The sequence below is a fragment of the Desulfovibrio desulfuricans genome (genome assembly GCF_024460775.1).
Classification (GTDB): Bacteria; Desulfobacterota; Desulfovibrionia; order Desulfovibrionales; family Desulfovibrionaceae; genus Desulfovibrio; species Desulfovibrio desulfuricans_E.
This window is the reverse complement of the sequence record NZ_JANFYZ010000006.1, coordinates 192,176-212,859: the sequence shown is the minus strand read 5'-3', so window position 1 is coordinate 212,859 and position 20,684 is coordinate 192,176. Positions and strand designations below refer to the sequence as shown.

Annotated in this window: 25 protein-coding genes; all 25 read right to left on the bottom strand. The window is 55.2% G+C overall.

Translation table 11 applies throughout. The features are described from left to right. Positions 1 to 534 precede the first annotated feature (534 nt). Entirely contained in the window at positions 535 to 1,095 is a 561-nt protein-coding gene (locus tag NE637_RS09755) for a Fe-S-containing hydro-lyase (RefSeq protein WP_227118755.1), read from the bottom strand. Beyond that, positions 1,095 to 1,934, bottom strand: a complete 840-nt coding sequence (locus NE637_RS09750; RefSeq protein WP_227118754.1) for a fumarate hydratase — start codon at positions 1,932 to 1,934, stop codon at positions 1,095 to 1,097. Before NE637_RS09750 ends, NE637_RS09755 begins: the two co-directional genes overlap by 1 nt. Positions 1,935 to 2,389: 455 nt before the next feature. Continuing rightward, positions 2,390 to 3,811, bottom strand: a complete 1,422-nt coding sequence (locus tag NE637_RS09745) for a sigma-54-dependent transcriptional regulator (RefSeq protein ID WP_192113611.1) — start codon at positions 3,809 to 3,811, stop codon at positions 2,390 to 2,392. Beyond that, complete coding sequence (locus NE637_RS09740; protein ID WP_227118752.1) at positions 3,808 to 5,547, bottom strand: transporter substrate-binding domain-containing protein; 1,740 nt, start codon at positions 5,545 to 5,547, stop codon at positions 3,808 to 3,810. The genes NE637_RS09745 and NE637_RS09740 overlap by 4 nt, the downstream gene beginning before the upstream one ends. 251 nt (positions 5,548 to 5,798) lie before the next feature. Then, a complete protein-coding gene (locus tag NE637_RS09735) occupies positions 5,799 to 6,581 on the bottom strand; it encodes a fumarate reductase iron-sulfur subunit (protein WP_227118751.1) in 783 nt (260 codons plus the stop codon). A 2-nt stretch (positions 6,582 to 6,583) separates the two neighbouring features. Next, positions 6,584 to 8,434 (bottom strand): fumarate reductase flavoprotein subunit, encoded by a 1,851-nt coding sequence (locus tag NE637_RS09730; RefSeq protein ID WP_192113614.1) that lies wholly within the window; start codon positions 8,432 to 8,434, stop codon positions 6,584 to 6,586. A gap of 10 nt (positions 8,435 to 8,444) precedes the next feature. After that, positions 8,445 to 9,095 (bottom strand): succinate dehydrogenase/fumarate reductase transmembrane subunit, encoded by a 651-nt coding sequence (locus tag NE637_RS09725; RefSeq protein ID WP_215647140.1) that lies wholly within the window; start codon positions 9,093 to 9,095, stop codon positions 8,445 to 8,447. 33 nt (positions 9,096 to 9,128) lie between these two features. Next, positions 9,129 to 10,472, bottom strand: a complete 1,344-nt coding sequence (locus NE637_RS09720) for an anaerobic C4-dicarboxylate transporter (protein ID WP_227118750.1) — start codon at positions 10,470 to 10,472, stop codon at positions 9,129 to 9,131. A 936-nt stretch (positions 10,473 to 11,408) separates the two neighbouring features. Next, on the bottom strand, positions 11,409 to 11,864 hold the full coding sequence (rplQ, locus tag NE637_RS09715; RefSeq protein ID WP_192113617.1) for a 50S ribosomal protein L17: 456 nt from the start codon (positions 11,862 to 11,864) through the stop codon (positions 11,409 to 11,411). After that, a complete protein-coding gene (locus NE637_RS09710; RefSeq protein WP_022658172.1) occupies positions 11,854 to 12,897 on the bottom strand; it encodes a DNA-directed RNA polymerase subunit alpha in 1,044 nt (347 codons plus the stop codon). The genes rplQ and NE637_RS09710 overlap by 11 nt, the downstream gene beginning before the upstream one ends. 12 nt (positions 12,898 to 12,909) lie before the next feature. Beyond that, positions 12,910 to 13,536 carry a 30S ribosomal protein S4 gene (gene rpsD, locus NE637_RS09705; RefSeq protein ID WP_022658171.1) on the bottom strand — a complete coding sequence of 209 codons (627 nt, stop codon included), beginning with the start codon at positions 13,534 to 13,536 and terminating at the stop codon, positions 12,910 to 12,912. 47 nt (positions 13,537 to 13,583) lie between these two features. Continuing rightward, positions 13,584 to 13,973, bottom strand: coding sequence for a 30S ribosomal protein S11 (rpsK, locus tag NE637_RS09700; protein WP_136399285.1), 390 nt, complete (start codon positions 13,971 to 13,973; stop codon positions 13,584 to 13,586). Positions 13,974 to 14,096: 123 nt separating this feature from the next. Next, the gene (gene rpsM, locus NE637_RS09695) at positions 14,097 to 14,465 is read right to left on the bottom strand and encodes a 30S ribosomal protein S13 (protein WP_022658169.1); all 369 of its coding nucleotides are present in this window, start codon (positions 14,463 to 14,465) and stop codon (positions 14,097 to 14,099) included. 15 nt (positions 14,466 to 14,480) lie between these two features. Then, a complete protein-coding gene (gene rpmJ / locus NE637_RS09690) occupies positions 14,481 to 14,594 on the bottom strand; it encodes a 50S ribosomal protein L36 (protein WP_005027799.1) in 114 nt (37 codons plus the stop codon). Positions 14,595 to 14,731: 137 nt separating this feature from the next. Further along, a complete protein-coding gene (gene map, locus NE637_RS09685) occupies positions 14,732 to 15,526 on the bottom strand; it encodes a type I methionyl aminopeptidase (RefSeq protein WP_192113618.1) in 795 nt (264 codons plus the stop codon). A 61-nt stretch (positions 15,527 to 15,587) separates the two neighbouring features. Beyond that, the gene (gene secY / locus NE637_RS09680; protein WP_192113619.1) at positions 15,588 to 16,901 is read right to left on the bottom strand and encodes a preprotein translocase subunit SecY; all 1,314 of its coding nucleotides are present in this window, start codon (positions 16,899 to 16,901) and stop codon (positions 15,588 to 15,590) included. A 121-nt stretch (positions 16,902 to 17,022) separates the two neighbouring features. Next, positions 17,023 to 17,487 carry a 50S ribosomal protein L15 gene (gene rplO / locus NE637_RS09675; RefSeq protein ID WP_022658165.1) on the bottom strand — a complete coding sequence of 155 codons (465 nt, stop codon included), beginning with the start codon at positions 17,485 to 17,487 and terminating at the stop codon, positions 17,023 to 17,025. A 17-nt stretch (positions 17,488 to 17,504) separates the two neighbouring features. Beyond that, positions 17,505 to 17,681, bottom strand: coding sequence for a 50S ribosomal protein L30 (rpmD, locus tag NE637_RS09670; protein WP_022658164.1), 177 nt, complete (start codon positions 17,679 to 17,681; stop codon positions 17,505 to 17,507). Between the two features lie 2 nt (positions 17,682 to 17,683). Continuing rightward, positions 17,684 to 18,196: a 30S ribosomal protein S5 gene (rpsE, locus tag NE637_RS09665; protein WP_022658163.1), complete on the bottom strand. Its 513-nt coding sequence runs from the start codon at positions 18,194 to 18,196 to the stop codon at positions 17,684 to 17,686. Between the two features lies 1 nt (position 18,197). Continuing rightward, positions 18,198 to 18,557 (bottom strand): 50S ribosomal protein L18, encoded by a 360-nt coding sequence (gene rplR, locus NE637_RS09660; protein WP_192113620.1) that lies wholly within the window; start codon positions 18,555 to 18,557, stop codon positions 18,198 to 18,200. 11 nt (positions 18,558 to 18,568) lie between these two features. Beyond that, entirely contained in the window at positions 18,569 to 19,108 is a 540-nt protein-coding gene (gene rplF / locus NE637_RS09655) for a 50S ribosomal protein L6 (protein WP_022658161.1), read from the bottom strand. 10 nt (positions 19,109 to 19,118) lie between these two features. Then, entirely contained in the window at positions 19,119 to 19,499 is a 381-nt protein-coding gene (gene rpsH / locus NE637_RS09650; protein ID WP_022658160.1) for a 30S ribosomal protein S8, read from the bottom strand. Positions 19,500 to 19,601: 102 nt separating this feature from the next. After that, a complete protein-coding gene (locus NE637_RS09645) occupies positions 19,602 to 19,787 on the bottom strand; it encodes a type Z 30S ribosomal protein S14 (protein ID WP_012624307.1) in 186 nt (61 codons plus the stop codon). A gap of 10 nt (positions 19,788 to 19,797) precedes the next feature. After that, a complete protein-coding gene (gene rplE, locus NE637_RS09640; protein ID WP_022658159.1) occupies positions 19,798 to 20,337 on the bottom strand; it encodes a 50S ribosomal protein L5 in 540 nt (179 codons plus the stop codon). Between the two features lie 9 nt (positions 20,338 to 20,346). Next, a complete protein-coding gene (gene rplX / locus NE637_RS09635; protein WP_022658158.1) occupies positions 20,347 to 20,679 on the bottom strand; it encodes a 50S ribosomal protein L24 in 333 nt (110 codons plus the stop codon). Positions 20,680 to 20,684 lie beyond the last annotated feature (5 nt).

Sequence of the window (20,684 nt, the reverse complement as noted above, 5' to 3'; positions counted from 1 at the left end):
CGGGGGGAGATATCGAGTTGCACTGTCAGGAGGGAATTTTGGATGTGACTTTTTACAAATAGCTCAACAAATTCATGGGGGGGGCAAGGCATATGAATCTCACCTACGTGGGATCCAACCCATGGAGGCAAAACGGGAGTTTGCCCCGCGTGTTTTTGAACCAGCTACGCGGCAGTAACTTTGAGGTGGAGTAGTTTTTATGCCACGCGGACACCTCCCGCCTACGCGGCGGCTCGCGGCGCACTGCCCGGCGTAAAGCGCTACCTCGTGCTTTTGCTACTCAGCGCAAAGGAATCCATTTCCCCTTTTTGCATGCCCAACATGTGCCGCGGGCGCAATTGCCAAACACCGACGGAATTATCGAATATTATACAAATTTTTGTGATGCCTATAGACCATGCTGGACATCTGACATTTCAGGGTGGTTCAAGGTTTGCTATGGGGCTTTGGATGGAGCAGGAGCGGCATCGATGACCGACCCACCGATGCCGCAAAATATACATTCGGGGATATTGCAGCCTTGGTGCAACGCCTCTACGCTTGTCCCAGCGCCTCTTCCAGTTTCGGAACCGCGTACTGATCGCCGCCGCGACAGTCATTTATGACAATGACCGGGAAATTCTCCACCACAAGTTCTCGGATGGCTTCAGGCCCCAGATCATCATAGGCGATAACCCTGGCTTCCTTGATGCGCACACTCAACAGCGCGCCAGCCCCGCCCGTTGCACCCAGATACACGGCCTTGTGCTCGACCATGGACTTTTTCACGTCGACCGAGCGCATACCCTTGCCTATCATTCCCTTGAGGCCTTGTTCCATCAGACGCGGCGCATAGGAATCCATACGGTAGCTGGTGGTTGGCCCGGCTGCGCCGATGGCATAACCGGGGATGGCCGGAGACGGCCCAACATAATAGATAACTGCACCCTTGGGATCAAAAGGCAAGGGTTGCCCCGCGTCCAAGGCATCCACAAGACGCTTGTGCGCGGCATCGCGTCCCGTATAGATAACACCTGTCAAATACACCGTATCACCAATACGCAGTTGCTCCACAGCTTCATCAGGAAGCGGGGTGGTCAAATAATGTTCAGACATTAGAGCGTAACCTCCTTGTGGCGAGAGCTGTGGCACTGAATGTTTACGGCAAGAGGCAGGCTGGCCAGATGACAGGGAACGACAGATATTTTTACCCCAAGGCAAGTGGTATCGCCGCCAAGCCCCATGGGGCCAATGCCCAGGCGGTTTATGGATTGCAGTAAATCGGCTTCCATTCCGGCGACCTTGGGATCAGGGTGAACATCGTCTACTTCTCGCATGAGAGCTCTTTTGGCGTTGATGGCGGCCAGCTCAAAGTTTCCACCAATGCCCACGCCCACCAGAATAGGCGGACATGGGTTGGAACCAGATTCCGCAACGCGCCGGATGACAAATTCGCGTATACCTTTCCACCCTTGCGCCGGAGCCAGCATGGTGACGCGCGACATATTCTCGGAACCGCCCCCCTTGGCCATCATGGTAATCTTGATTTTGTCACCGGGAACAATGTCAAAATGGATAATAGCGGGAGAATTGTCGCCCACGTTCTGACGGGTAAAGGGGTCGCACGTGGATTTGCGCAAAAAGCCATCCTTGTAGCCCTTCACCATGCCCGCGTTGATTGCTTCGCGCAGGGTGCCGCCCTCCACGCGCACATCCTCCCCTGCTTCAACAAAAAACACGCCAAGGCCGCAGTCCTGGCAGAGGGGCAAACCTGTTTTGGAGGAAAGGGCCGCATTGTCCACCAACTGCGCCAGAATTCCCCTGGCGGATTCCAGTGATTCGCCCTTTTCGACCGTTGCCAGTGCTTCCAGAACGTCATCTGGCAAATAGCGACCAGCCGCCATACACATGGAAGCCACTGTATCCACTATCGTTTGTCTTGGTATGGTTCGCATACTGTTTTCGCGCTCCGTTAAGGTTGCAAAAGGTTATCAGCAAAAGGTAGCTGCAGGCATACTTAAAATCACATTGGGGAAATCATGTGTCCTGCTGAACTCGCCGAAGCTCTTTATTTCGAGCAGTTGTTTTTGCTGCTCATCCATACTGTGCAGCAACCCAATCATGTACGGCGAATGACGCAAAGGCCCCAGCATTACCGCCCTTTGCAGAGTGGGTTTATAATGTGGAAAAGCATGTTTGATGCCATCTCTCATTTTTTTCATAACACCCTTAAGTATAATATTTTTTCAAATACTCCGTCCCTATAAAAAAATCTCCGCCATAACAAAAGTTATGGCGGAGATGGAATATCAAGGGAGAAATCGCAGCCTTTCTTGCTTGTGTCTTTTATAACAAACGGTATTGGAGCATTATAAAAGTTATACGCCACGCCCCCAAAAACTGCGAATTGTCAGTTCTGGTCAGCAACTTCCCGGGATGATTTGAGCCTTTTGGAAAGCGCAGGCTGAGAAATGCCCAACAATCGTGCGGCCATGGTCTGATTTCCCCCTGCCCTGAGCATAGCCTCGGAAATCAGCAGTTTGTCCGCCTCGGCAAGGCTGGGCAAATGCTCGCACACAGCAAAGGGATTGCCTGTGGCCTCAAGGGATGTCAGGTGTGAAGCGTTGCATCCCACAATGGCCTGAATGCCCATAGTAGACAATTCAGGGCCGTTACTGAGGCTCACAGCATCATAAATCATGGCCCGCAGCTCGCGTACGTTTCCGGGGAAGGCATAAACCGACAGATATTCTTCCAGACCAGAAGGAATGGCAGGCGCAGTTTTGCCCATGGTACTGGCAGCTTCGGCAAGAAAATGCCGCATCAAAAGGCCGATGTCTTCAGCGCGTTCACGCAGTGGCGGGATATGCACATGGTGGGTGCGCAGGCGAAAATACAGATCACGCCGAAAACGTCCTTCTGCCTCGTCTACAGCCAGATCACGATGCGTGGCCACAATGATGCGGGCGTGCAGACGTTTAGGCTGGTCTGCGCCCAAGGGATAATATTCGCCTTCCTGAAGCAACCGCAGAAGCTTGACCTGCGAGGACAGGGAAAGGTCGCCGATTTCGTCAAGAAAAAGCGTCCCCCCGGCGGCCTCTTCTATCATGCCCTTACGCGGTGTAGCAGCTCCGGTGTATGCGCCGCGCACATGTCCAAAAAGCGTATCGGCAAAAACGGCATCATCAAGCCCGGCAACATTCACAGCCACCAATGGGCCGTCACGCCCACTGATCGCATGGGCTGCCGCAACCAGATTTTCCTTCCCTACGCCGGACTCACCGGTCACAAGCAGAGGCTGGGGGCTTTTGGCAACAGCCTCAATGTAGGCAAAAACGCCATGCATAGTCCATGAACGGGTGATAATGGAAGCAAAGGCTTCAGGGTGCTGTGCCCCTCCCGCTACAAGCCTGTTTTTTACTTCAAGATTTTCCCTGCGCAGTTCCAGCATCCGTATGGCGCGCTGCACCCCGCCCACAATGCGGTCTTCCTCATCAGTCTTGATGTAATAGTCAAAAGCGCCCAGCTTCATACAGCGCACGGCAGTATCCAGCTGGCTGACCCCGCTGATGATGATACAGGCCGTTTCAGGAAACTGCTCGGCAATTGAGGCCAAAATCTCCTCGCCGGAAATATGGGGCATGGTCAGGTCAAGAATCACAAGGCCTATATTGCCCTTGCTCAATAGCGGCAAAGCCTTGCGGCTGTCCTCACACAAAAAGACATTTGTGATGCCTGCTGATGACTCCAGCGTGAGCGAAAGGGCCCGCAGCCAGGCGGGCTCGTCATCCACTATGAGAATACCGAAATCTGGATTGAGGGCGGGGTTCATTGGTCGCAGTTCTCCTTGGGCACAGGGATTGTCAGTGTGGCTTTTGTCCAGCACCCTGGGCATGATTCAAAAGTCAGCGTACCACCGTGCTCTTTCAGAATGCCCGCGGAGACGGACAGCCCCAGCCCTGTGCCCCCTGTTTCACGCTTGGTGGTAAAAAAGGGGTCAGTCAGATGCTGCAACTGCTCGGGATTGATGCCCGTCCCCTCATCCCGCACACACAAATCAACAACTGCCTTTTCCGGGTCGTAATGTGTGGTTATGACAATCGCTCGAGACTTGTCCGGCAAAGCCTGACAGGCATTGAGCACCAGATTGACCACAACCTGTTCGATGCGTTGGGAGCTGCCCCACACAAAGGGCAAATCGTCCTCGTAGTTGGCGGAAAAATGGTCGGTGTGCTTGCGGATGGTGGATTCAACAAGGCGCACGGCCTTGCGCGAGGCATCGTTTATGTCGATGAGGGACTTTCCCACGCCCTCTTCACGCCGTGCAAAATCCTTAAGATCATTAACAATACGCTTTATCCGCAACGCGCCTTCCTGCATTTCGTCGAGCATCATGGGCAGTTCGCTACGCATGCGTTCATAGGAAATGCCGCCCAGTGTAAACGATCCTTCGCGCTCACGCAGTTCATCGAGCATGCGCGTCACATCGGCCAACACTCTGCGAAGAATTGGAATATTAAGAAGAATCAGGCCATTGGGATTGTTAATCTCATGGGCAACACCAGACACAAGTATGCCCAATGCCGCCATTTTATCGGCCTGCACCAGCTGGCGCTGGTTGCGCGAAAGTTCATCAAGCGCCATGCTCAGCGAGCGGGTGCGTTGCGCCACCTGCTTGCGCAGAATATGCGTCCACAGCACTACGCCACCAAGCACTATCAGCAGGGGCACAATAATCGCCCCGGCGTACAGGGCCACGGTTTCCCACCGAACTTTCCCGGTTTCCAGCACGCCCAGCCATTTGTCGTGGATAGCCTGATAGCGCCCGGTTTCCCGCAGGATGGCCAATCCTTCGCTCAGCCGGGACATGAGCATTTCATTGCCCTTGAGCGCCGCGTACCCATAGCGCACCGAGGCCACAGAACTGACCACAACGTAAAGATTGTGCAGTTTGTTCTCCCGGATAATGTAGTTGCCTGGCAAAACAGCCACCACGGCATATTCGCCCTGGCCTGAGGCCAACAGGCGCAGCCCGTCGGCAGGGGTGTCGGTAAGAATCAGATCCTGCGCAAACCCTTTGGAGGCCAGCACTTCATTCATGTAGCCAGCTCGATGGACTATAACTTTTTTTCCCTCAAGCTCATCAAGTGAAGAAACAGGAGGAGTATCCCTGCGTGCAAAAATGGCATGATTGACAATGGTATGCGGTACGAAATCCAAATACCTGGAACGATCTTCGGAAGAGGTCATCCCCTGAAGCATGTCCAGATCTCCCCGTTTGAGAGCTGCCAGTTCAGAAGACCAGCCGCCAAGGCGGAACTCAACCTGCATACCCATTGTTTCTGCGACAGCACGGGTCAGATCAACATTGAATCCGGCAGGCTTGCCGTTTTTGTCGAGGAATTCATAAGGCGGGTAGTCACGGTCACCGCCAACAAGCAAGGAGCGCAGAACCCCAGGGGGCTCTGCGGATGTATCATTTTCACTATATTCCACTGCTGCGGAGTAGGAAACGGCAGTAGAAAGAAGCAGGAGCGCCAGAAGCATGCGTACCAATAGTGTAACCATGGTTATTCCTGCCGTGTTTTTTCTAAAGCGTCAACTCATTAACATATATTTTATGTTATATGCATGGCACAGAATACAGATCGCTACATGCGCGCAGTGTGGAACCACGCGTATAGCCGCTGGAAAAAGCTATTTTGCAGAAGGGGGCAGTATGGCTTGCCCCCTTCTGCAAGGGCTACAACAAAACAGGCAATAGTTTTGTTCTTGGCCTCCAATGGTGCATTTCAACAGTTTTCATAACCAATACAATTTCAGCAACTGCAACTTTCTTTGCAGCCTAGAAACTTTTTGCGGATTGCGCTGGGCAAGATGCCGCGTACGGATTCCAGCGTGGCCATGCGCCGCATGATGCCCAGCTGATCCTGAAGCGGTATTCTCTTGGGGCAGACATCTTCGCAGGCCAGCAGGCCCATGCAACCAAAAACGCCGGAATCGTCTCCGATCAGTTCATAAAAGCTATCGCTTGTGCGTTCATCACGAGGGTCTATATAAAACCGCGCCAGACGGTTGATACTTGTAGCCCCGATGAAGTCGTTGCGCATAAGGGCCGTGCCGCACGCCGCCACGCAGCAGCCGCATTCAACGCAGCGGTCAAGTTCAAAGATTTCGTTGGCAAGCGTGTTGGTCATGCGCTCTTCCGGGGCATGGGGTTCAAAGGGTTTGCTGGTATGAACCCATGACTCGATTTTCTGCCCTACCTGTCTGAACCATGTGCCCGTGTCCACTGAAAGGTCCCCCAGCAGTTTGAACACCGGCAGAGGATGCAGGCTGATGTGATCGGGCAGGTCGGAAGTGCGCGTGTGGCAGGCAAGACCGGGGCGGCCATTAATGACCATGGCGCATGAACCGCAGATGCCCGCGCGGCAGCAGAAATCAAACTGGAGCGTAGCGTCCATGGTTTCGCGGATCTGCGAAAGCACCAGAAAGAGCGTCATGCTCGCGGTTTCTTCCATCTCAAAGTGCTGCATGCGCGGTTTTGATTCCGGGTCAGAGGGATTATGCCGGAATATCTCCAGATGAAGAGTGCGTGCCATGCCTATGCTCCTTGCTTCTTGATCATGCCGGGAGAAATCTCGGCGGCAATGATTTTGCCACCGCCGTAGCCTCGTTCACCCGGGGGAATTTCATACCACGGAGTTGCCGGCTCGTAGCTGAGTGTCGGCAAGCTATCACCTTCTTTCCAGTGCGCCAGAGTGCGGTTGAGCCACTGCTGGTCATTGCGCTCGGGGAAGTCTTCACGCGTGTGCGCTCCACGGCTTTCGGTGCGCATGAGCGCTCCATAGGCAGTGCACAGTGCAAGCTTGATCATGCCGGGCATGCGCAGGGCAGTGGAAATTTCAGGACTGAACGCGCTGCCGGATGTGCCGCTGAGCCCGATATTTTTACAGCGCTCAAGCAGATCCTGAAGTTTTTCCACGCCTTCTTCCAGGTCCTGGCCGTTACGGAAAATGCCCACATGCTCCATCATGACGTCCTGCATGGCGTTGCGCAGCGTAAAGCAGTTTTCACTTCCGCCACGGCACAAGGCCGCTATGCGGCTTTTGACCAGGTTTTCCGCATCACGCATGGCGGCTGTGGAAAACACAGAGTCGTGCCCCTGAAGAAATTCCACAATTTTGGCACCCACTACACGGCCAGCGACAATTGTCTCGGACAAGGAGTTGCCCCCCAGGCGGTTAAAACCGTGCATGTCCCAGCAGGCGGCCTCGCCTGCGGCATACAGGCCTTTCAGACCGTAGGCCGCACCGTCCTTGTCGGTGCGTACGCCGCCCATGCTGTAGTGTTGGGTCGGGCGCACGGGAATGGGCTGGTGAATGGGATCAACGCCAAGAAAATTTGTGGCTATTTCATATACTTCACGCAGATTAGTGGTGATGTGCTTTTCACCCAGATGGCGGATATCCAGCCACAGGTGGTCGCCATACGGGCTTTTTACGCCAAACCCCTTGCGCATGTGCTCGGTCATGCGCCGGGAAACCACATCGCGGGAGGCCAGCTCTGCTTTTTCCGGTTCGTAGTCGGGCATGAAACGATAGCCGTTGACGTCAAGCAGGGTTCCGCCGTCACCCCGGCAGCCTTCGGTAACAAGGATGTCGGTGGGCACTGTACCCGTGGGGTGAAACTGCACGGCCTCCATGTTGCCCATGGGTACCAGGCCGGTTTCCAGAGCGGCTATCTGCCCTCCACCATCACAAATGACGGCGTTGGTTGTGGCGCGATAAATGCGCCCGTAACCGCCTGTGGCAATAAGCGTTGCGCGCGCCAGATAGGCCACCAGTTCGCCAGTGCGCAAACAGCGTGCAACGCAGCCCTGGCAGGTCTGCCCGTCATGAATGAGCGCTTCGGCCTGCATGCGGTCGTGCACGTCCACACCCAGTTGCAGCAGGCGGTTATCCAGGGTGAAGAGCACGGAATGTCCTGTGCCGTCCGCTGTATAGCAGGTGCGCCATTTGGCTGTTCCGCCAAAGGCGCGGGCGTGAATGAGGCCAGCGTTTTCGGCTTTTTCCTTTGCCTGAAAGGGCTTGCCTCCCTTAAAGTAGGTATGTTCGCCAGGTTCCACGCGGTTCCAGGGCACGCCAAGATAGGCCATCTCGCGCATGGCTATGGGCGCAGTGTCTGCAAAAATGCGGGCCACTTCCTGGTCGCAGCCCCAGTCGGAACCTTTAACGGTATCCATAAAATGCACGTCGGGGCTGTCGCCTTCGCCCATGATGGAGTTGCCGAGGGCCGCCTGCATCCCCCCCTGCGCCGCCGATGAATGCGAACGGCGTGGAGGAACAAGAGACAGGCAGATAACGTCAAACCCGGCCTGGGCCGCTTCCACGGCAACGCGCTCGCCGGCGAGTCCGGCACCTATGCAGAGCAGATCAGTCTGAAAAACTCGCACGTAAGTCCTCCTATCCGGCCAGCAGCCAGAGGCGCAGCAGGGTCATAAGGCCAATGGCCACAAAACCGCCCATCATCATATACTCGCCACGCTGCCAGCGGGAGCGCGTGCTTCTTGTTATAAAACCGTACTTCACGCCAAGGCGGTAAAAACCGATGCCCACATGCAGCTCGGCCAGAGGCAGCAGCACCAGATAAAACGGCAGCCAGCCGCCGCGCACCCGTGCTGCGCTCGTGGCCGCGTCAATGGGCAAATGGGTGAGGATGGTGTACATGTGGATGCTGCCCATAATCAGAATGACCAGAGCAGTCGCAACCTGCACAATCCACATCCAGGTATCCTTGTGCCGCAGGCGCACTGCATGGTTCCAGAAAAGGCCCCATTCCCCGGCTGCAAAAGGCATCTTGCGAGCGGCGATTAGAAAATGCGCCACCATGAGCACGAAGATGATTGGCCCGCCGATCTGGGCCATGTAGGTGGTTTCAAGAAACCAGCCAAGAGCATTCATGGCAGAAGGGCTAATGATAACACTGCCCACCATGAGCAGATGTGCCCAAAGAAAGGCGATGAGCAGCACGCCTGATATCGCCTGGAAAAAATCCAGCCGCGATTCAGATCTGATGTGCGGGGATTCCCCGGCATTGTACAAAACCTGACTCATAATTTCTCCCGATATCCCTGTCGTGCATGCTGGTTACAGAAAAGTCATGACCAGGGCGTAGCTTACAAGCGTGCCCACGGTAATGCCTATGGCACCAGGGATAATGAAACTGTGATTGATGATGAACTTGCCGATGCACGTGGTGCCCGATCTGTCAAAATTGATGCAGGCCAGATCGCTGGGATAGGTGGGCAGGATAAAGTAGCCGTAGCACATGGGCATGAAGGCCAGAAGCAGCTTGGGCTCAAGACCGAGGCTGAGGCCAAGGGGAACAACCGCCGCCAGTGCGGCCGCCTGGCTGTTCACAAGCTTGGAGACAAACACAAGCACCAGAGCGTACGTCCAGGGATAAGCCGTCACCACGCTTGCCAGTTCCGTTTTGATGAATGCAAGGTGGGCATGGAAGAAGCTGTCAGTCATCCAGGCCACGCCAAAAACGGAAAAGATGGCGACCATGCCGGCCTTGAAGACCGCACTGCTCGATATGGCCTGCTGCTTGACCTTGCAGAACATAAGGATGCACGCGCCAGCAATGAGCATGATCATCTGAATGACAATGTTCATGGAAAGGGGCACGAGCTTGTTGGCCGGGCCGAAAGAGGGGCGCAATCCTTCAAAGGCGCCCAGCACCACCACGGCGGCTATTGCTGCAAAAAAGAACCACACGGCGCGGAAGGCTTCCGGGGGAAACACCTTGTCCATCAATGTGCTGCCACCGCCGTATATGTATGCCTTGGTTTCCGGGTCGGCCAGGCGCTTCTGGAATTCCGGATCCTTGTCCAGGTCTTTGCCACGGTGCATGGACCACAAACCAGCGCACAGTACACCCACAAAGGTGGACGGAATGGAAATGGCCAACAAGGTGACAATGCTTATGGCTGTTCCAACGCCGTGGGCTTGCCCGAGCATGGAAACCATCGAAACAACAGCCACAGAAACGGGCGATGCGCAGATACCTATTTGCGCCGAAACAGAAGCGACAGCCATAGGTCTTTCAGGACGGATGCCCTTGTTGATGGCAATATCATAGATAATGGGGAACATGGTGTACGCCACATGGCCGGTACCGCACAGCAGCGTAAGAAACCAAGTGGTAATGGGAGCCAGCAGGGTGATGTGTTCCGGGTGTTTGCGAAGCAGGCGTTCCGCCACACGCATGAGCACATCGAGCCCACCAGCCGTTTGCAGCGTGGCCGCGCAACCTATAACGGCCAGAATCGTAAGAATGACATCGACGGGCGGCTTGCCCGGCTGCACGTTGAAAACAAAACAGAGAATGAACAAACCAATGCCGCTGATGAGGCCCAGCCCCATGCCGCCGTATCGTGTACCCAACAGCAGACAGGCCAGAATGACACAAAGTTGCAGTGTCAGCATGAAATCTCCCATTTTCGTTATTTTGTTTCATGATATGACCGCTCAGCCACACATGGCTGAACTGCACGATAGTGCTTTGGAACTACCGCCTTACATGCAGCGCGTGACAGATAACGGGGGAGAAAGCAGGTTTGATGCCAGAGTGAATACCTCTATGTAATAATTTGATATATATAATTTTTTTATTTTTATCATCACGCAATAAAAAATCCTCCATAACAAAAGTTATGGAGGATTTGGAATAAATTGGGCTGATCCCGTGATTTCAGGAGATTGTGCCTTTTATAACAAGACGCATTCAACAATTAAAAAAGTTATAACTACGTATAATTAGTAAGTTATAAAAAAAATTTGAGGAATAACTACACCGCTTTGAGCTGCGTGAATCAGAGAGCGTGTTTTTGAAAGCTTACGCTTTGATATTTGGGATGAGCATAAAACTGTCTGGGACTGAACGCCACTAGATGATATCCCACTACCAATGCTGCCTGCATCATCTTGAACTTCAGGAAAGTTCACGGAACTCAGCTAACTAACAGCTTTTTGGGAAGGCCTGCTTTAGCACCCAGGCTCGGGACTACCGTCAAAAGATCCGGTCAATCTAAGATCATTGCCCAACAAAAGGACAGCCTCGAATCAAACACGAGAGATTAATTGGGGCACTCGCAGGGGCTAAGGAATAGATTTCTTAGAAAATTACTCAACAGCGAAGGAGAAAGAATAGGGCAGAGTTTGGTGCGCCGTAATCCGCAAAGGATGGGAGAGTGGGCCTGCTGTTTAAAAAAAATGTTTTGGATCGGGGCCGGTGCATGCATCTGTGTGCGCATGGGATGCCGCACCGGAGCAGATGGCTTTCTGTCCGGAATGATTGCCAAGCAAAACGACAAAGGGGCGCATAGCGCCCCTTTGTCAGTATTCATCAAACCAGCAAAGCTCTTACGCTTCGGCGGTTTCTTCAGCCTTGGGCTTGCGGGTACGCTTGGGCTTGGCAGGCGCTTCTTCAGCGGCGGCTTCCGTAGCGGGAGCAGCTTCAAGAGCGCGAGAAAGCTCAATAATGGCCATGGGGGCGTTGTCGCCCTTACGGGGCATGGCCAGCTTAAGGATACGGGTGTAACCGCCGGGAACACCGGCGAAAACAGGGCCGATCTCGTCAAAAAGGCGCTTAACCAGAGCGTGATCGTTCAACACACGGTATGCCTGACGGCGGGCGTGCAGGTCGTTGCGCTTGGCAAGGGTGATCAGGGGTTCCACCACCCGGCGCAGCTCCTTGGCCTTAATTTCCGTGGTGCGGATTTTGCCGTGGATCAGCAGGGCCTTAGCGAGATTTTGCAACAGGGCCTTACGGTGCGCAGGCGTACGCGAGAGTTTCCTGCCGGAATTGCTATGCCTCATTTTGCTGCTTCCTTTTCCATTCCTGATATTTCTTGTCGAAGGAATCGACCTTCATGCCGAAGTCAAGGCCCATGTCCAAAAGAACGCCCTTGATTTCATCCAACGACTTGCGACCAAAATTCTTGGTCTTGAGCATCTCGCCTTCCGAACGCTGCACCAGTTCGCCCACAAGGGCAATGTTGGCGCCGCGCAGGCAGTTTGTAGCACGCACCGACAATTCAAGATCGTCAATGCTCTTGTACAGATGCTCATTGATTTCGCCGCTCTCGCCGCTGCCGTGCCGCATGTCGCCAGACACGCGTTCATCAAAGTTGATGAACACAGAAATCTGGTCCTTGATGATCTTGGCACTGTAGGCAATGGCATCCTCGGGTGTGAGGGAGCCGTCGGTCCATACTTCCAGCAACAGGCGGTCATAGTTGGTCATCTGGCCAACACGAGCCTGTTCCACGGTGTAGGCCACCTTGCGCACAGGGGAGAAACTGGAATCCAGCTTGATAACGCCGATTTCCTCGTTCAGTCCCTCGTGCATGTCCGCAGGCACATAGCCCTTGCCCATGCGAGCCTCAAATTCCATTTCAAGCACGACATCCTCGGTGAGGGTGGCAATGTGCTGATCAGGATTGAGCACTTCAACATGCTGGTTGCCCATGATGTGCCCGGCGGTCACCGGACCCTTCTGGTCAACGCGCAGGGTAATGCGCTGTGGTTCATCGGTGTCCATGCGCAGGCGAACCTGCTTGATGTTCAGAATGACATCAGTGATGTCTTCAAGAACACCGTGCACAGTGGTGAATTCATGCTGCACGCCGATGATTTTCACCGACACAAAGGCCGCACCCTGAAGGGACGACAAAAGAACCCGGCGCATTGCATTGCCGATGGTGGTGCCGTAGCCCCGTTCCAACGGTTCGCAAATGAATTTGCCATGCGTGATGCTGGCGGTTTCTTCTTCGCGCATGATCTGATCGGGCTTTACAAGCTCTGACCAGTTGCGTGCATTTATAAGGCGTTCGCCCTGTTTTATAAGCATGCGAACCCCCGCTTATTTCGAGTAAAGTTCGACAATCAGCTGCTCGTTGACGGGGAACTGGATATCGTCACGCTGCGGCAGCGCCTTGACAGAGCCTTTGAAAGCTGCGCCGTCGGCCTCAAGCCAGGCGGGGCAACCACGACGCGCAATGACTTCCTGAGCTTCTGCAAGCACGGGAATCTTGCGGTTCTTTTCGGGCACTTCAATGCTGTCACCCACGCGAACCTGCAAGGAAGGAATGTTCACCTTGCGGCCGTTAAGGGTGAAAATGCCGTGCCGCACGAGCTGACGAGCCTGGTTGCGCGAGTTGGCAAACCCAAGGCGGTACACCACGTTGTCGAGGCGGCGTTCAAGAATAACGAGCAGGTTGGTACCAGTAACGCCCTTCTGCATTTCGGCCTTCTCGAAGTAGCCATGGAACTGGCGTTCGAGAATGCCGTAAGCGCGGCGGGTCTTCTGCTTCTCACGCAGCTGCACTGCGTATTCGCTGACCTTCTTGCGCGCACGGCCATGCTGACCGGGGGCATAAGGACGACGGTCGTATGCACACTTGTCAGTGAAGCAACGGTCGCCCTTCAGAAAAAGCTTGCAGCCTTCGCGACGGCACATGCGGCACTTGGCTTCAGTATATTTAGCCATCTATCTTTACCTCTTACGGTTTAGGCGCGGTTTACGCTAGGCGCAAACTAGACGCGGCGGCGCTTGGGCGGCCGGCAGCCATTGTGCGGAATGGGCGTAACGTCGCGGATGAACGCCACCTTGAAGCCGATAGCCGAAATAGCGCGCATGGCGGCTTCACGACCGGAACCGGGGCCTTTCACATAGATGCCCACGGTACGCATGCCGTTGTCCTGAGCCTTGCGGGCAGCCGTTTCAGCGGCAACCTGCGCAGCAAAGGGGGTGGACTTACGCGAACCCTTAAAGCCGCTCTGGCCAGAGGAGGCCCAGGAGACAGCATTGCCGCGCGTATCCGTAAAAGTAATGATGGTGTTGTTGAACGAAGCCTGGATGTGGGCGATGCCCACCGGCACGTTCTTCTTTTCCTTTTTCTTGACCACTTTCTTGGGTCTGGCCATAACTAACCTCAAATTGGAAGCTTGTCAGATTCTTTTCCGCCAATGGCGGAAAAATCCGTTCGTCCTCACGGCAGCACTATTGCTGCATCCGCTTTACAAACTGCGACAAGCGCAGCCGCACCGCTACTTCTTCTTGCCTACGGCGCCGCGGCGGGGTCCCTTACGGGTGCGGGCATTGGTATGGGTGCGCTGACCATGCACGGGCAAACCGCGACGGTGACGCAGACCACGGAAACAACCAATGTCCATAAGGCGCTTAATGTTGCTGGAGATTTCGCGACGCAGGTCGCCTTCCACCTTGTAGTTCTGTTCGAGTTCCTTACGGATCTCGTTAACTTCGTCAGCGGAGAGGTCGTCAATGCTACGCTCCCAGTTAACGCCGGTGGTATCCAGAATTTTCATGGCCGTGGTACGGCCAATGCCATAAATGTAGGTGAGCGCAATGTCCACCCGTTTGCCGCGAGGCAAATCAACACCTGCTATTCTCGCCACAATTAGTCTCCTGCCCTAGCCCTGGCGCTGCTTGTGCCGGGGGTTTTCGCAGATAACTCGAAGCACTCCCTTGCGCCGGATAACCTTACACTTGGGGCATATTTTCTTGACGGAAGGTCTTACTTTCATACCTCATCTCCAATAAGAAACCATTGCATTGACCAAATAAAGATCCGGCTTGCGGCTTCGCCACGATAGAACAACAGGCCGCAGTCCTCAAAATTAAGGACGGGAACGGAAATCTTTATCCAGCTTTAACGCTGATGTCAACCTTCAATTGTGTGCCGGTTCAAACCACGGTCCGAAATGCTGAGAATCTGGGGGCCATTTGGGGTTATGGCAACACTGTGTTCAAAGTGAGCGGCCCACAAACCGTCGCGAGTCACGGCGGTCCACTGGTCGTCCAGAATGTCCACTTCGTAGGTGCCAACAGTTACCATGGGTTCGATGGCAATGACCATGCCGTTTTGCAAGGTCAACCCACGCATGCCAGGCCTGAAGTTCGGAACTTCGGGTTTTTCATGCATTTTCGCGCCCACGCCATGCCCAACAAAACGTCGCACAACGTTGAAACCGGCGGCCTCAACATAATCCTGAACAGCCGCGCCGATGTCGTAGACATCATTGCCAGCCCGGGCCTGTTCAATGCCAACGTACAGGCTTTCTTCCGTTATCCGCATGAGTTTGCGTGCTTCATCGCTGACCTTGCCAACCGGAAAGGTACGAGCGGCATCGCCCACAAAACCTTCATACACAACGCCCATGTCGATGCTGACGATATCGCCTTCCTTAAGCAGCCGCGCAGAAGGAAAACCATGCACCACCTGCTCGTTGACCGAGCAGCACAGGGCGAAAGGATAACCGCAGTAGCCCAGAAACGCCGGCTTTACCTTATAGTCGGAGCACATGTCGCGCGCCAACTCTTCAAGACGCATGGTAGGCAGGCCCGGCTCCACCACATCGCCCACGGCATCCAGTATGTTGGCCACCATGCGGTTTGCTTCCCGCAGGCAGGCCACTTCCCTTTCATTCTTGATGAATGCGCCGTGATACTTTTTCATTATACAATCACCATCCGCGCTTGCGAAAGCGAAGGGCAAGCCAGAGGCCTGCCCCGACTTTCTAGAGCCTGCCGCTCTTCCGCGCCTTGGCCATGAGGCCCTGATACTGGCTGGAAATCATGTGTGATTCCACCTGATTCATGAAGTCCATGGCCACGCCCACAAGGATCAGCAAGCTCGTGCCGCCAAAATAGAAAGGCACGTTGAAGTTGCTGATGAGCAGCATGGGCAGCAGGCAGACTATTGAAATATAGGTGGCCCCCGAAAGGGTCAGCCGCGAAAGCACCGTGTCCACGTATTCCTGGGTCTTTTCACCAGGACGAATCCCGGGGATGAACCCGCCGTTCTTCTTAAGATTCTCAGCCATATCCTTGGGATCAAAAATGATGGCCGTGTAAAAATAGCAGAAGAAGAACATCAAGGCCACATACAGGACGTTGTAAGCAACGCCGTGCGGCGAGAAGAAATCGGCTGCCTGCTTTACATAATGGTTGGTCGAAAACTGACCAATAGTAGCAGGGAACAGCAAAAGCGATGATGCGAAAATAGGCGGAATAACGCCCGCCGTGTTCAGACGCAAAGGCAGGTGCGAGTTCTGACCACCGTACATTTTACGTCCAACCTGACGCTTGGCGTAACTGATGGGGATTCTTCTCTGCGAACGTTCAACGAACACAATGGCTACCGTAACCGCGGCCATCAGGACCACGATAACAATCGCCATGAAAATGCTCATGTCGCCAGCCTGTATAAGAGCCACAGACTGGATGATGCCGCGGGGAATGCCCACCACAATACCGCAGAAAATGATCAGCGAGATACCGTTGCCGATACCACGCTCAGTGATCTGCTCGCCAAGCCACATGACCAGCACGGAACCAGCCGTAAAGGTCGCCATGGTCACAAGACGGAAATGCCAGCCGGGTGCCAGAACCACGGGCGCGCCAGCGGGGCTGGTCATATTTTCCAGACCAACGGCAATGCCGAGGCCCTGCACCAGGGTGATAAGCACTGTGAGGTAACGGGTGTACTGCGTAATTTTACGCCGCCCCGCCTGCCCTTCTTCCTTGGCCATGCGCTTGATGTCGGGGCTGACCACCTGCAAAAGCTGGATGATAATGCTTGCCGAAATGTAAGGCATGACGCCCAGAGCGAACACCGAGACGTTGGACAGGCCGCCGCCGGAAAACATGTCGAACAGGCTGAAAAGCGTGCCGGACATGCTTTGAAAAAACGACGCCAGCGCAGAAGCGTCAACGCCCGGAATGGGCACATGAACGCCAATGCGGTAGCAGCACAAAATCAGGAAGGTCCAGCCGATGCGTTTGGTCAGCGAAGCCTGGCCCGCCATATTGTTTGCCGATCCTACTGCCATGAAACACTCGTTGCGTTTGTGCGCCTGTGGCGCAGTATGTGCGCAACGTCATTGCCCGCCGTGAGGCGGGCAATGACGCCAGTGAAAGCCGTGAGGCCGCGCTTGCGCGCGGCCACCTGAATTATTCAGCGGCAGAAACCGCTTCCAGCTCAGTGACGTTGCCGCCAGCCTGGCGGATCTTTTCCGCAGCAGCCTGGCTGAACTTGTGAGCCTCCACCGACAGAGCGCCTGAGACTTCGCCGCGCGAAAGAATTTTCACGGGCGCGCCCATGCGGACAATACCGCGAGCGTACATGTCGTCAAGGGTGATGGTGGTTTTGCCCGGAAAGGCCGACACGAGCGCATCAAGATTGACGATGTCGTAGGTGACCTTAAAGGGGGCGTTCTTAAAACCGTGCTTGGGCAAACGGCGTTGCAGGGGCATCTGGCCGCCTTCAAAACCAGGGCGGACACCGCCACCGGCGCGAGCGTTCTGCCCTTTGTGGCCCTTGCCCGCAGTGCAGCCCAGACCGGAGCCAGAGCCACGGCCCACGCGACGGCGGGTCTTACGCTCTTCCGGAAAAGGAAACAGATTGTGCAGTTGCATGGTATATCCTTTGGCCGTTACTCAACAACGGCAACCATATGCGGAACTTTGGCGATAATGCCCCGGATAGCCGGGGTATCCTTGAACGTCTTGACCATCTCGCGGCGCTTGAGGCCAAGGGAGTCCAGCAGCTTGCGCTGCGCAGGCGTGGAGCCGATGCGCGAACGCACGAGTTTTACCTTGATTTCTGCCATGGTTACTTCCTCGGGGCTTCCAGCTTCTTGCCGCGCAAAGCCGAAACATCTTCGGCGCTGCGCAGGGAAACGAGGCCCTGCATGGTGGCACGAAGCACGTTGTGCGGATTGTTGGTACCAATAGCCTTTGCGAGGACGTCGCGGATGCCTACGGCTTCCATGACGGCGCGCACGGCACCGCCGGCAATGATGCCGGTACCTTCAGAGGCGGGCTTCAGCATGACGCGACCGGCGCCGAAACGACCGAGCACTTCATAAGGAAGGGTGCCTTCAACAAGGGCAACCTGGACGCGGTTCTTGCGAGCGCGTTCAGTGGCTTTGCGCAGTGCTTCAGGCACTTCCTGGGCCTTGCCCAGACCGAAGCCCACGCCGCCCTTGCCATCGCCCACAACAACGAGGGCGCTGAAGCTGAAACGGCGACCGCCCTTGACGACCTTGGCCACGCGGTTGAGGGAAACGATCTTTTCGATTTCGCCCAACTCGTTCTGCTGAGTTTCAGTATTTTCCTGACGCATATTAGAACTCCAAGCCGCCTTCGCGGGCGCCGTCGGCTACGGCCTTGACGCGACCGTGATAAATGTACCCGTTGCGATCGAATACCACCTGATTGATATTCTTCTCCTTGGCCATCCGGGCAATTTCCTTGCCCACCATTTCGGCGCCGCTCTTGTTGCAGTGCATGCCGGCTTCGGTCTTGGAAAGCGTAAGGGTAGAGGCGGCAGCCAGGGTCACGCCGTCCAGATCGTTGATGATCTGGGCGTAGATGTGCAGGTTGGACCTGAACACAACCAGACGCGGGCGCTCGAAGGTGCCGTTGACTTTCTTGCGGATACGGATCTTGCGGCGCTGCCGGGATTCGTTCTTGCTGTATTTCATGACGCGCCCCCCTACTTCTTGCCGCCGGACTTACCAACCTTGCGGCGGATAGTCTCGGTAACGTACTTGATGCCCTTGCCCTTGTAGGGTTCAGGCTTACGAATGCGGCGAATCTTGGCGGCCATTTCGCCCACAAGTTCCTTGTCGATGCCGGAGAGGGTCAGAACCTGACCTTCAACCACGGCCTTGATGCCGTCGGGCAGTTCAACGAGCACAGGGTGGGAATAGCCCACAGAAAGCTCGATAATGTTGCCCTTGACCGCCACGCGGTAACCGACGCCGATAACTTCCAGGCCCTTGGAGAAGCCCTTGGTAACGCCTTCAATGCAGTTGGCAAGAAGGGTGCGGCGCAGGCCGTGCTGCGAACGGCTCTGGCGGGTATCTTCTATACGGCCAAGGGTCACATGACCATCGGCCTGCTCGTAAGTGAGCAGAGAGCAGACAGGGGTGCTCAGCGAGCCCTTGGGCCCTTTAACTTCCACAACATCCGTTCCGATCTTGACTTCAACGCCATTGGGAACGGCAACGGGCAGTCTACCTATTCTCGACATGGTGCACCGCCTACCAGATTTCGCACAGAAGTTCGCCGCCCACCTTCTTCTCATGGGCGGTCATGCCGTCCAGCACGCCGCTGGACGTGGACAAAATGCAGATGCCGAGGCCGTTCTGCACCCTGGGGATGTTATGCGCGCCAACATAAACCCGGCGACCGGGCGTGCTCACACGCTTCAGCCCGCTGATGACGGGCTTTCCCTTCTGGTACTTAAGGGTAATAACAATGTTTTTTTCGGCCACGGCCACGTCTTCGACGTAACCTTCCTGCTTGAGGATGGCGGCTAAAGATTCCTTCATCTTCGAGCTCGGCACATTTACTTCCTTGTGCAGGGCCAAATGCGCGTTGCGGATGCGGGTGAGCATATCCGCAATGGGATCTGTCAACATCGAATGCTCCTGAGAGTTTGGGGGCGGGGTTGACGGCACTATGCCGCCACTTCCCGCTGGCGCGCGAGGCGCGCCTCCCGGGCGTTTGCACGCCCGGAAATCTTACCAGCTCGACTTGCGCACGCCGGGCAGTTCACCACGAAGGGCCATGTTGCGGAAGCAGATACGGCAGATGCCGAACTGACGCAGGAAAGCCCTGGGGCGACCGCAAAGCGGGCAGCGATTGTAGGCGCGGGCGCTGAACTTAGGCTTGCGCTTGGCCTTTACTTCCAGAGAAGTACGGGACATGGCTTAACTCCTACTTGCGGAACGGCATGCCAAGCTGGTCGAGAAGGAACTTGCCTTCTTTGTCCGTGGCCGCCGTGGTGACGATGGTGATGTTCATGCCCTTGGGGTTTTCAACACGGTCAGCTTCCAGTTCAGGGAAGATGGTGTGTTCTTTGATGCCCAGGGTGAAATTGCCGCGTCCATCGAAACCGCGGTCAGGGATACCACGGAAGTCACGCACTCGGGGCAGGGCAAAGTTCATGAGCTTGTCCAGAAAGTCCCACATGCGTTCCTTGCGCAGGGTGACGCGCACACCAATGGGCATGCCTTCGCGCAGCTTAAATGCGGCGATGGACTTTTTAGCCCGGGTAACTACAGCCTTCTGGCCAGCAATCGCGGTAAGTTCCGCCATGGCTTCTTCCATCAGCTTGTTGTTCGAGCTAGCGGCGCCAAGGCCGATGTTCAGAGAGATCTTTTCGATACCGGGCAGTTGCATCGAAGAGGAGTAACTGAACTCCTTCTGCAGTACCGGAACCACCTTCTCTCTATATATCTTTTCAAGGCGTGTCATCGTATCACCTTATTCCATTACTTCGTTGCACTTTTTGCAGAAGCGCACTTTCTTTTCCTTGCCCTCGGACTCGATGGTCTTGTAACCCACTCGAGTGGCCTTGCCGCAGGCAGAGCAGACAACCATAAGGTTGGACACGTGGATAGGCATTTCCTTTTCCACGATACCGCCAGGCTGCTGGGCATAGGGGTTGGGGCGCATGTGGCGCTTGACCATGTTGGTCTTTTCCACAAGCACGCGATCCTTCTTGCGCAGGATCTTCAGCACCTTGCCGATTTTGCCCGCGTCCTTGCCGGCGATTACCATCACCTTGTCGTCCTTGCGGATGCGATACATTTTCATGACGG

Excerpts from the sequence above, each read along its gene's own strand:
- NE637_RS09755 (WP_227118755.1), bottom strand. The coding sequence starts at position 1,095 with ATGTCTGAACATTATTTGACCACCCCGCTTCCTGATGAAGCTGTGGAG.
- NE637_RS09750 (WP_227118754.1), bottom strand. The coding sequence starts at position 1,934 with ATGCGAACCATACCAAGACAAACGATAGTGGATACAGTGGCTTCCATG.
- NE637_RS09745 (WP_192113611.1), bottom strand. The coding sequence starts at position 3,811 with ATGAACCCCGCCCTCAATCCAGATTTCGGTATTCTCATAGTGGATGAC.
- NE637_RS09740 (WP_227118752.1), bottom strand. The coding sequence starts at position 5,547 with ATGGTTACACTATTGGTACGCATGCTTCTGGCGCTCCTGCTTCTTTCT.
- NE637_RS09735 (WP_227118751.1), bottom strand. The coding sequence starts at position 6,581 with ATGGCACGCACTCTTCATCTGGAGATATTCCGGCATAATCCCTCTGAC.
- NE637_RS09725 (WP_215647140.1), bottom strand. The coding sequence starts at position 9,095 with ATGAGTCAGGTTTTGTACAATGCCGGGGAATCCCCGCACATCAGATCT.
- NE637_RS09720 (WP_227118750.1), bottom strand. The coding sequence starts at position 10,472 with ATGCTGACACTGCAACTTTGTGTCATTCTGGCCTGTCTGCTGTTGGGT.
- rplQ (WP_192113617.1), bottom strand. The coding sequence starts at position 11,864 with ATGAGGCATAGCAATTCCGGCAGGAAACTCTCGCGTACGCCTGCGCAC.
- NE637_RS09710 (WP_022658172.1), bottom strand. The coding sequence starts at position 12,897 with ATGCTTATAAAACAGGGCGAACGCCTTATAAATGCACGCAACTGGTCA.
- rpsD (WP_022658171.1), bottom strand. The coding sequence starts at position 13,536 with ATGGCTAAATATACTGAAGCCAAGTGCCGCATGTGCCGTCGCGAAGGC.
- rpsK (WP_136399285.1), bottom strand. The coding sequence starts at position 13,973 with ATGGCCAGACCCAAGAAAGTGGTCAAGAAAAAGGAAAAGAAGAACGTG.
- rpmJ (WP_005027799.1), bottom strand. The coding sequence starts at position 14,594 with ATGAAAGTAAGACCTTCCGTCAAGAAAATATGCCCCAAGTGTAAGGTT.
- map (WP_192113618.1), bottom strand. The coding sequence starts at position 15,526 with ATGAAAAAGTATCACGGCGCATTCATCAAGAATGAAAGGGAAGTGGCC.
- secY (WP_192113619.1), bottom strand. The coding sequence starts at position 16,901 with ATGGCAGTAGGATCGGCAAACAATATGGCGGGCCAGGCTTCGCTGACC.
- rplO (WP_022658165.1), bottom strand. The coding sequence starts at position 17,487 with ATGCAACTGCACAATCTGTTTCCTTTTCCGGAAGAGCGTAAGACCCGC.
- rpmD (WP_022658164.1), bottom strand. The coding sequence starts at position 17,681 with ATGGCAGAAATCAAGGTAAAACTCGTGCGTTCGCGCATCGGCTCCACG.
- rpsE (WP_022658163.1), bottom strand. The coding sequence starts at position 18,196 with ATGCGTCAGGAAAATACTGAAACTCAGCAGAACGAGTTGGGCGAAATC.
- rplR (WP_192113620.1), bottom strand. The coding sequence starts at position 18,557 with ATGAAATACAGCAAGAACGAATCCCGGCAGCGCCGCAAGATCCGTATC.
- rplF (WP_022658161.1), bottom strand. The coding sequence starts at position 19,108 with ATGTCGAGAATAGGTAGACTGCCCGTTGCCGTTCCCAATGGCGTTGAA.
- rpsH (WP_022658160.1), bottom strand. The coding sequence starts at position 19,499 with ATGTTGACAGATCCCATTGCGGATATGCTCACCCGCATCCGCAACGCG.
- NE637_RS09645 (WP_012624307.1), bottom strand. The coding sequence starts at position 19,787 with ATGTCCCGTACTTCTCTGGAAGTAAAGGCCAAGCGCAAGCCTAAGTTC.
- rplE (WP_022658159.1), bottom strand. The coding sequence starts at position 20,337 with ATGACACGCCTTGAAAAGATATATAGAGAGAAGGTGGTTCCGGTACTG.
- rplX (WP_022658158.1), bottom strand. The coding sequence starts at position 20,679 with ATGAAAATGTATCGCATCCGCAAGGACGACAAGGTGATGGTAATCGCC.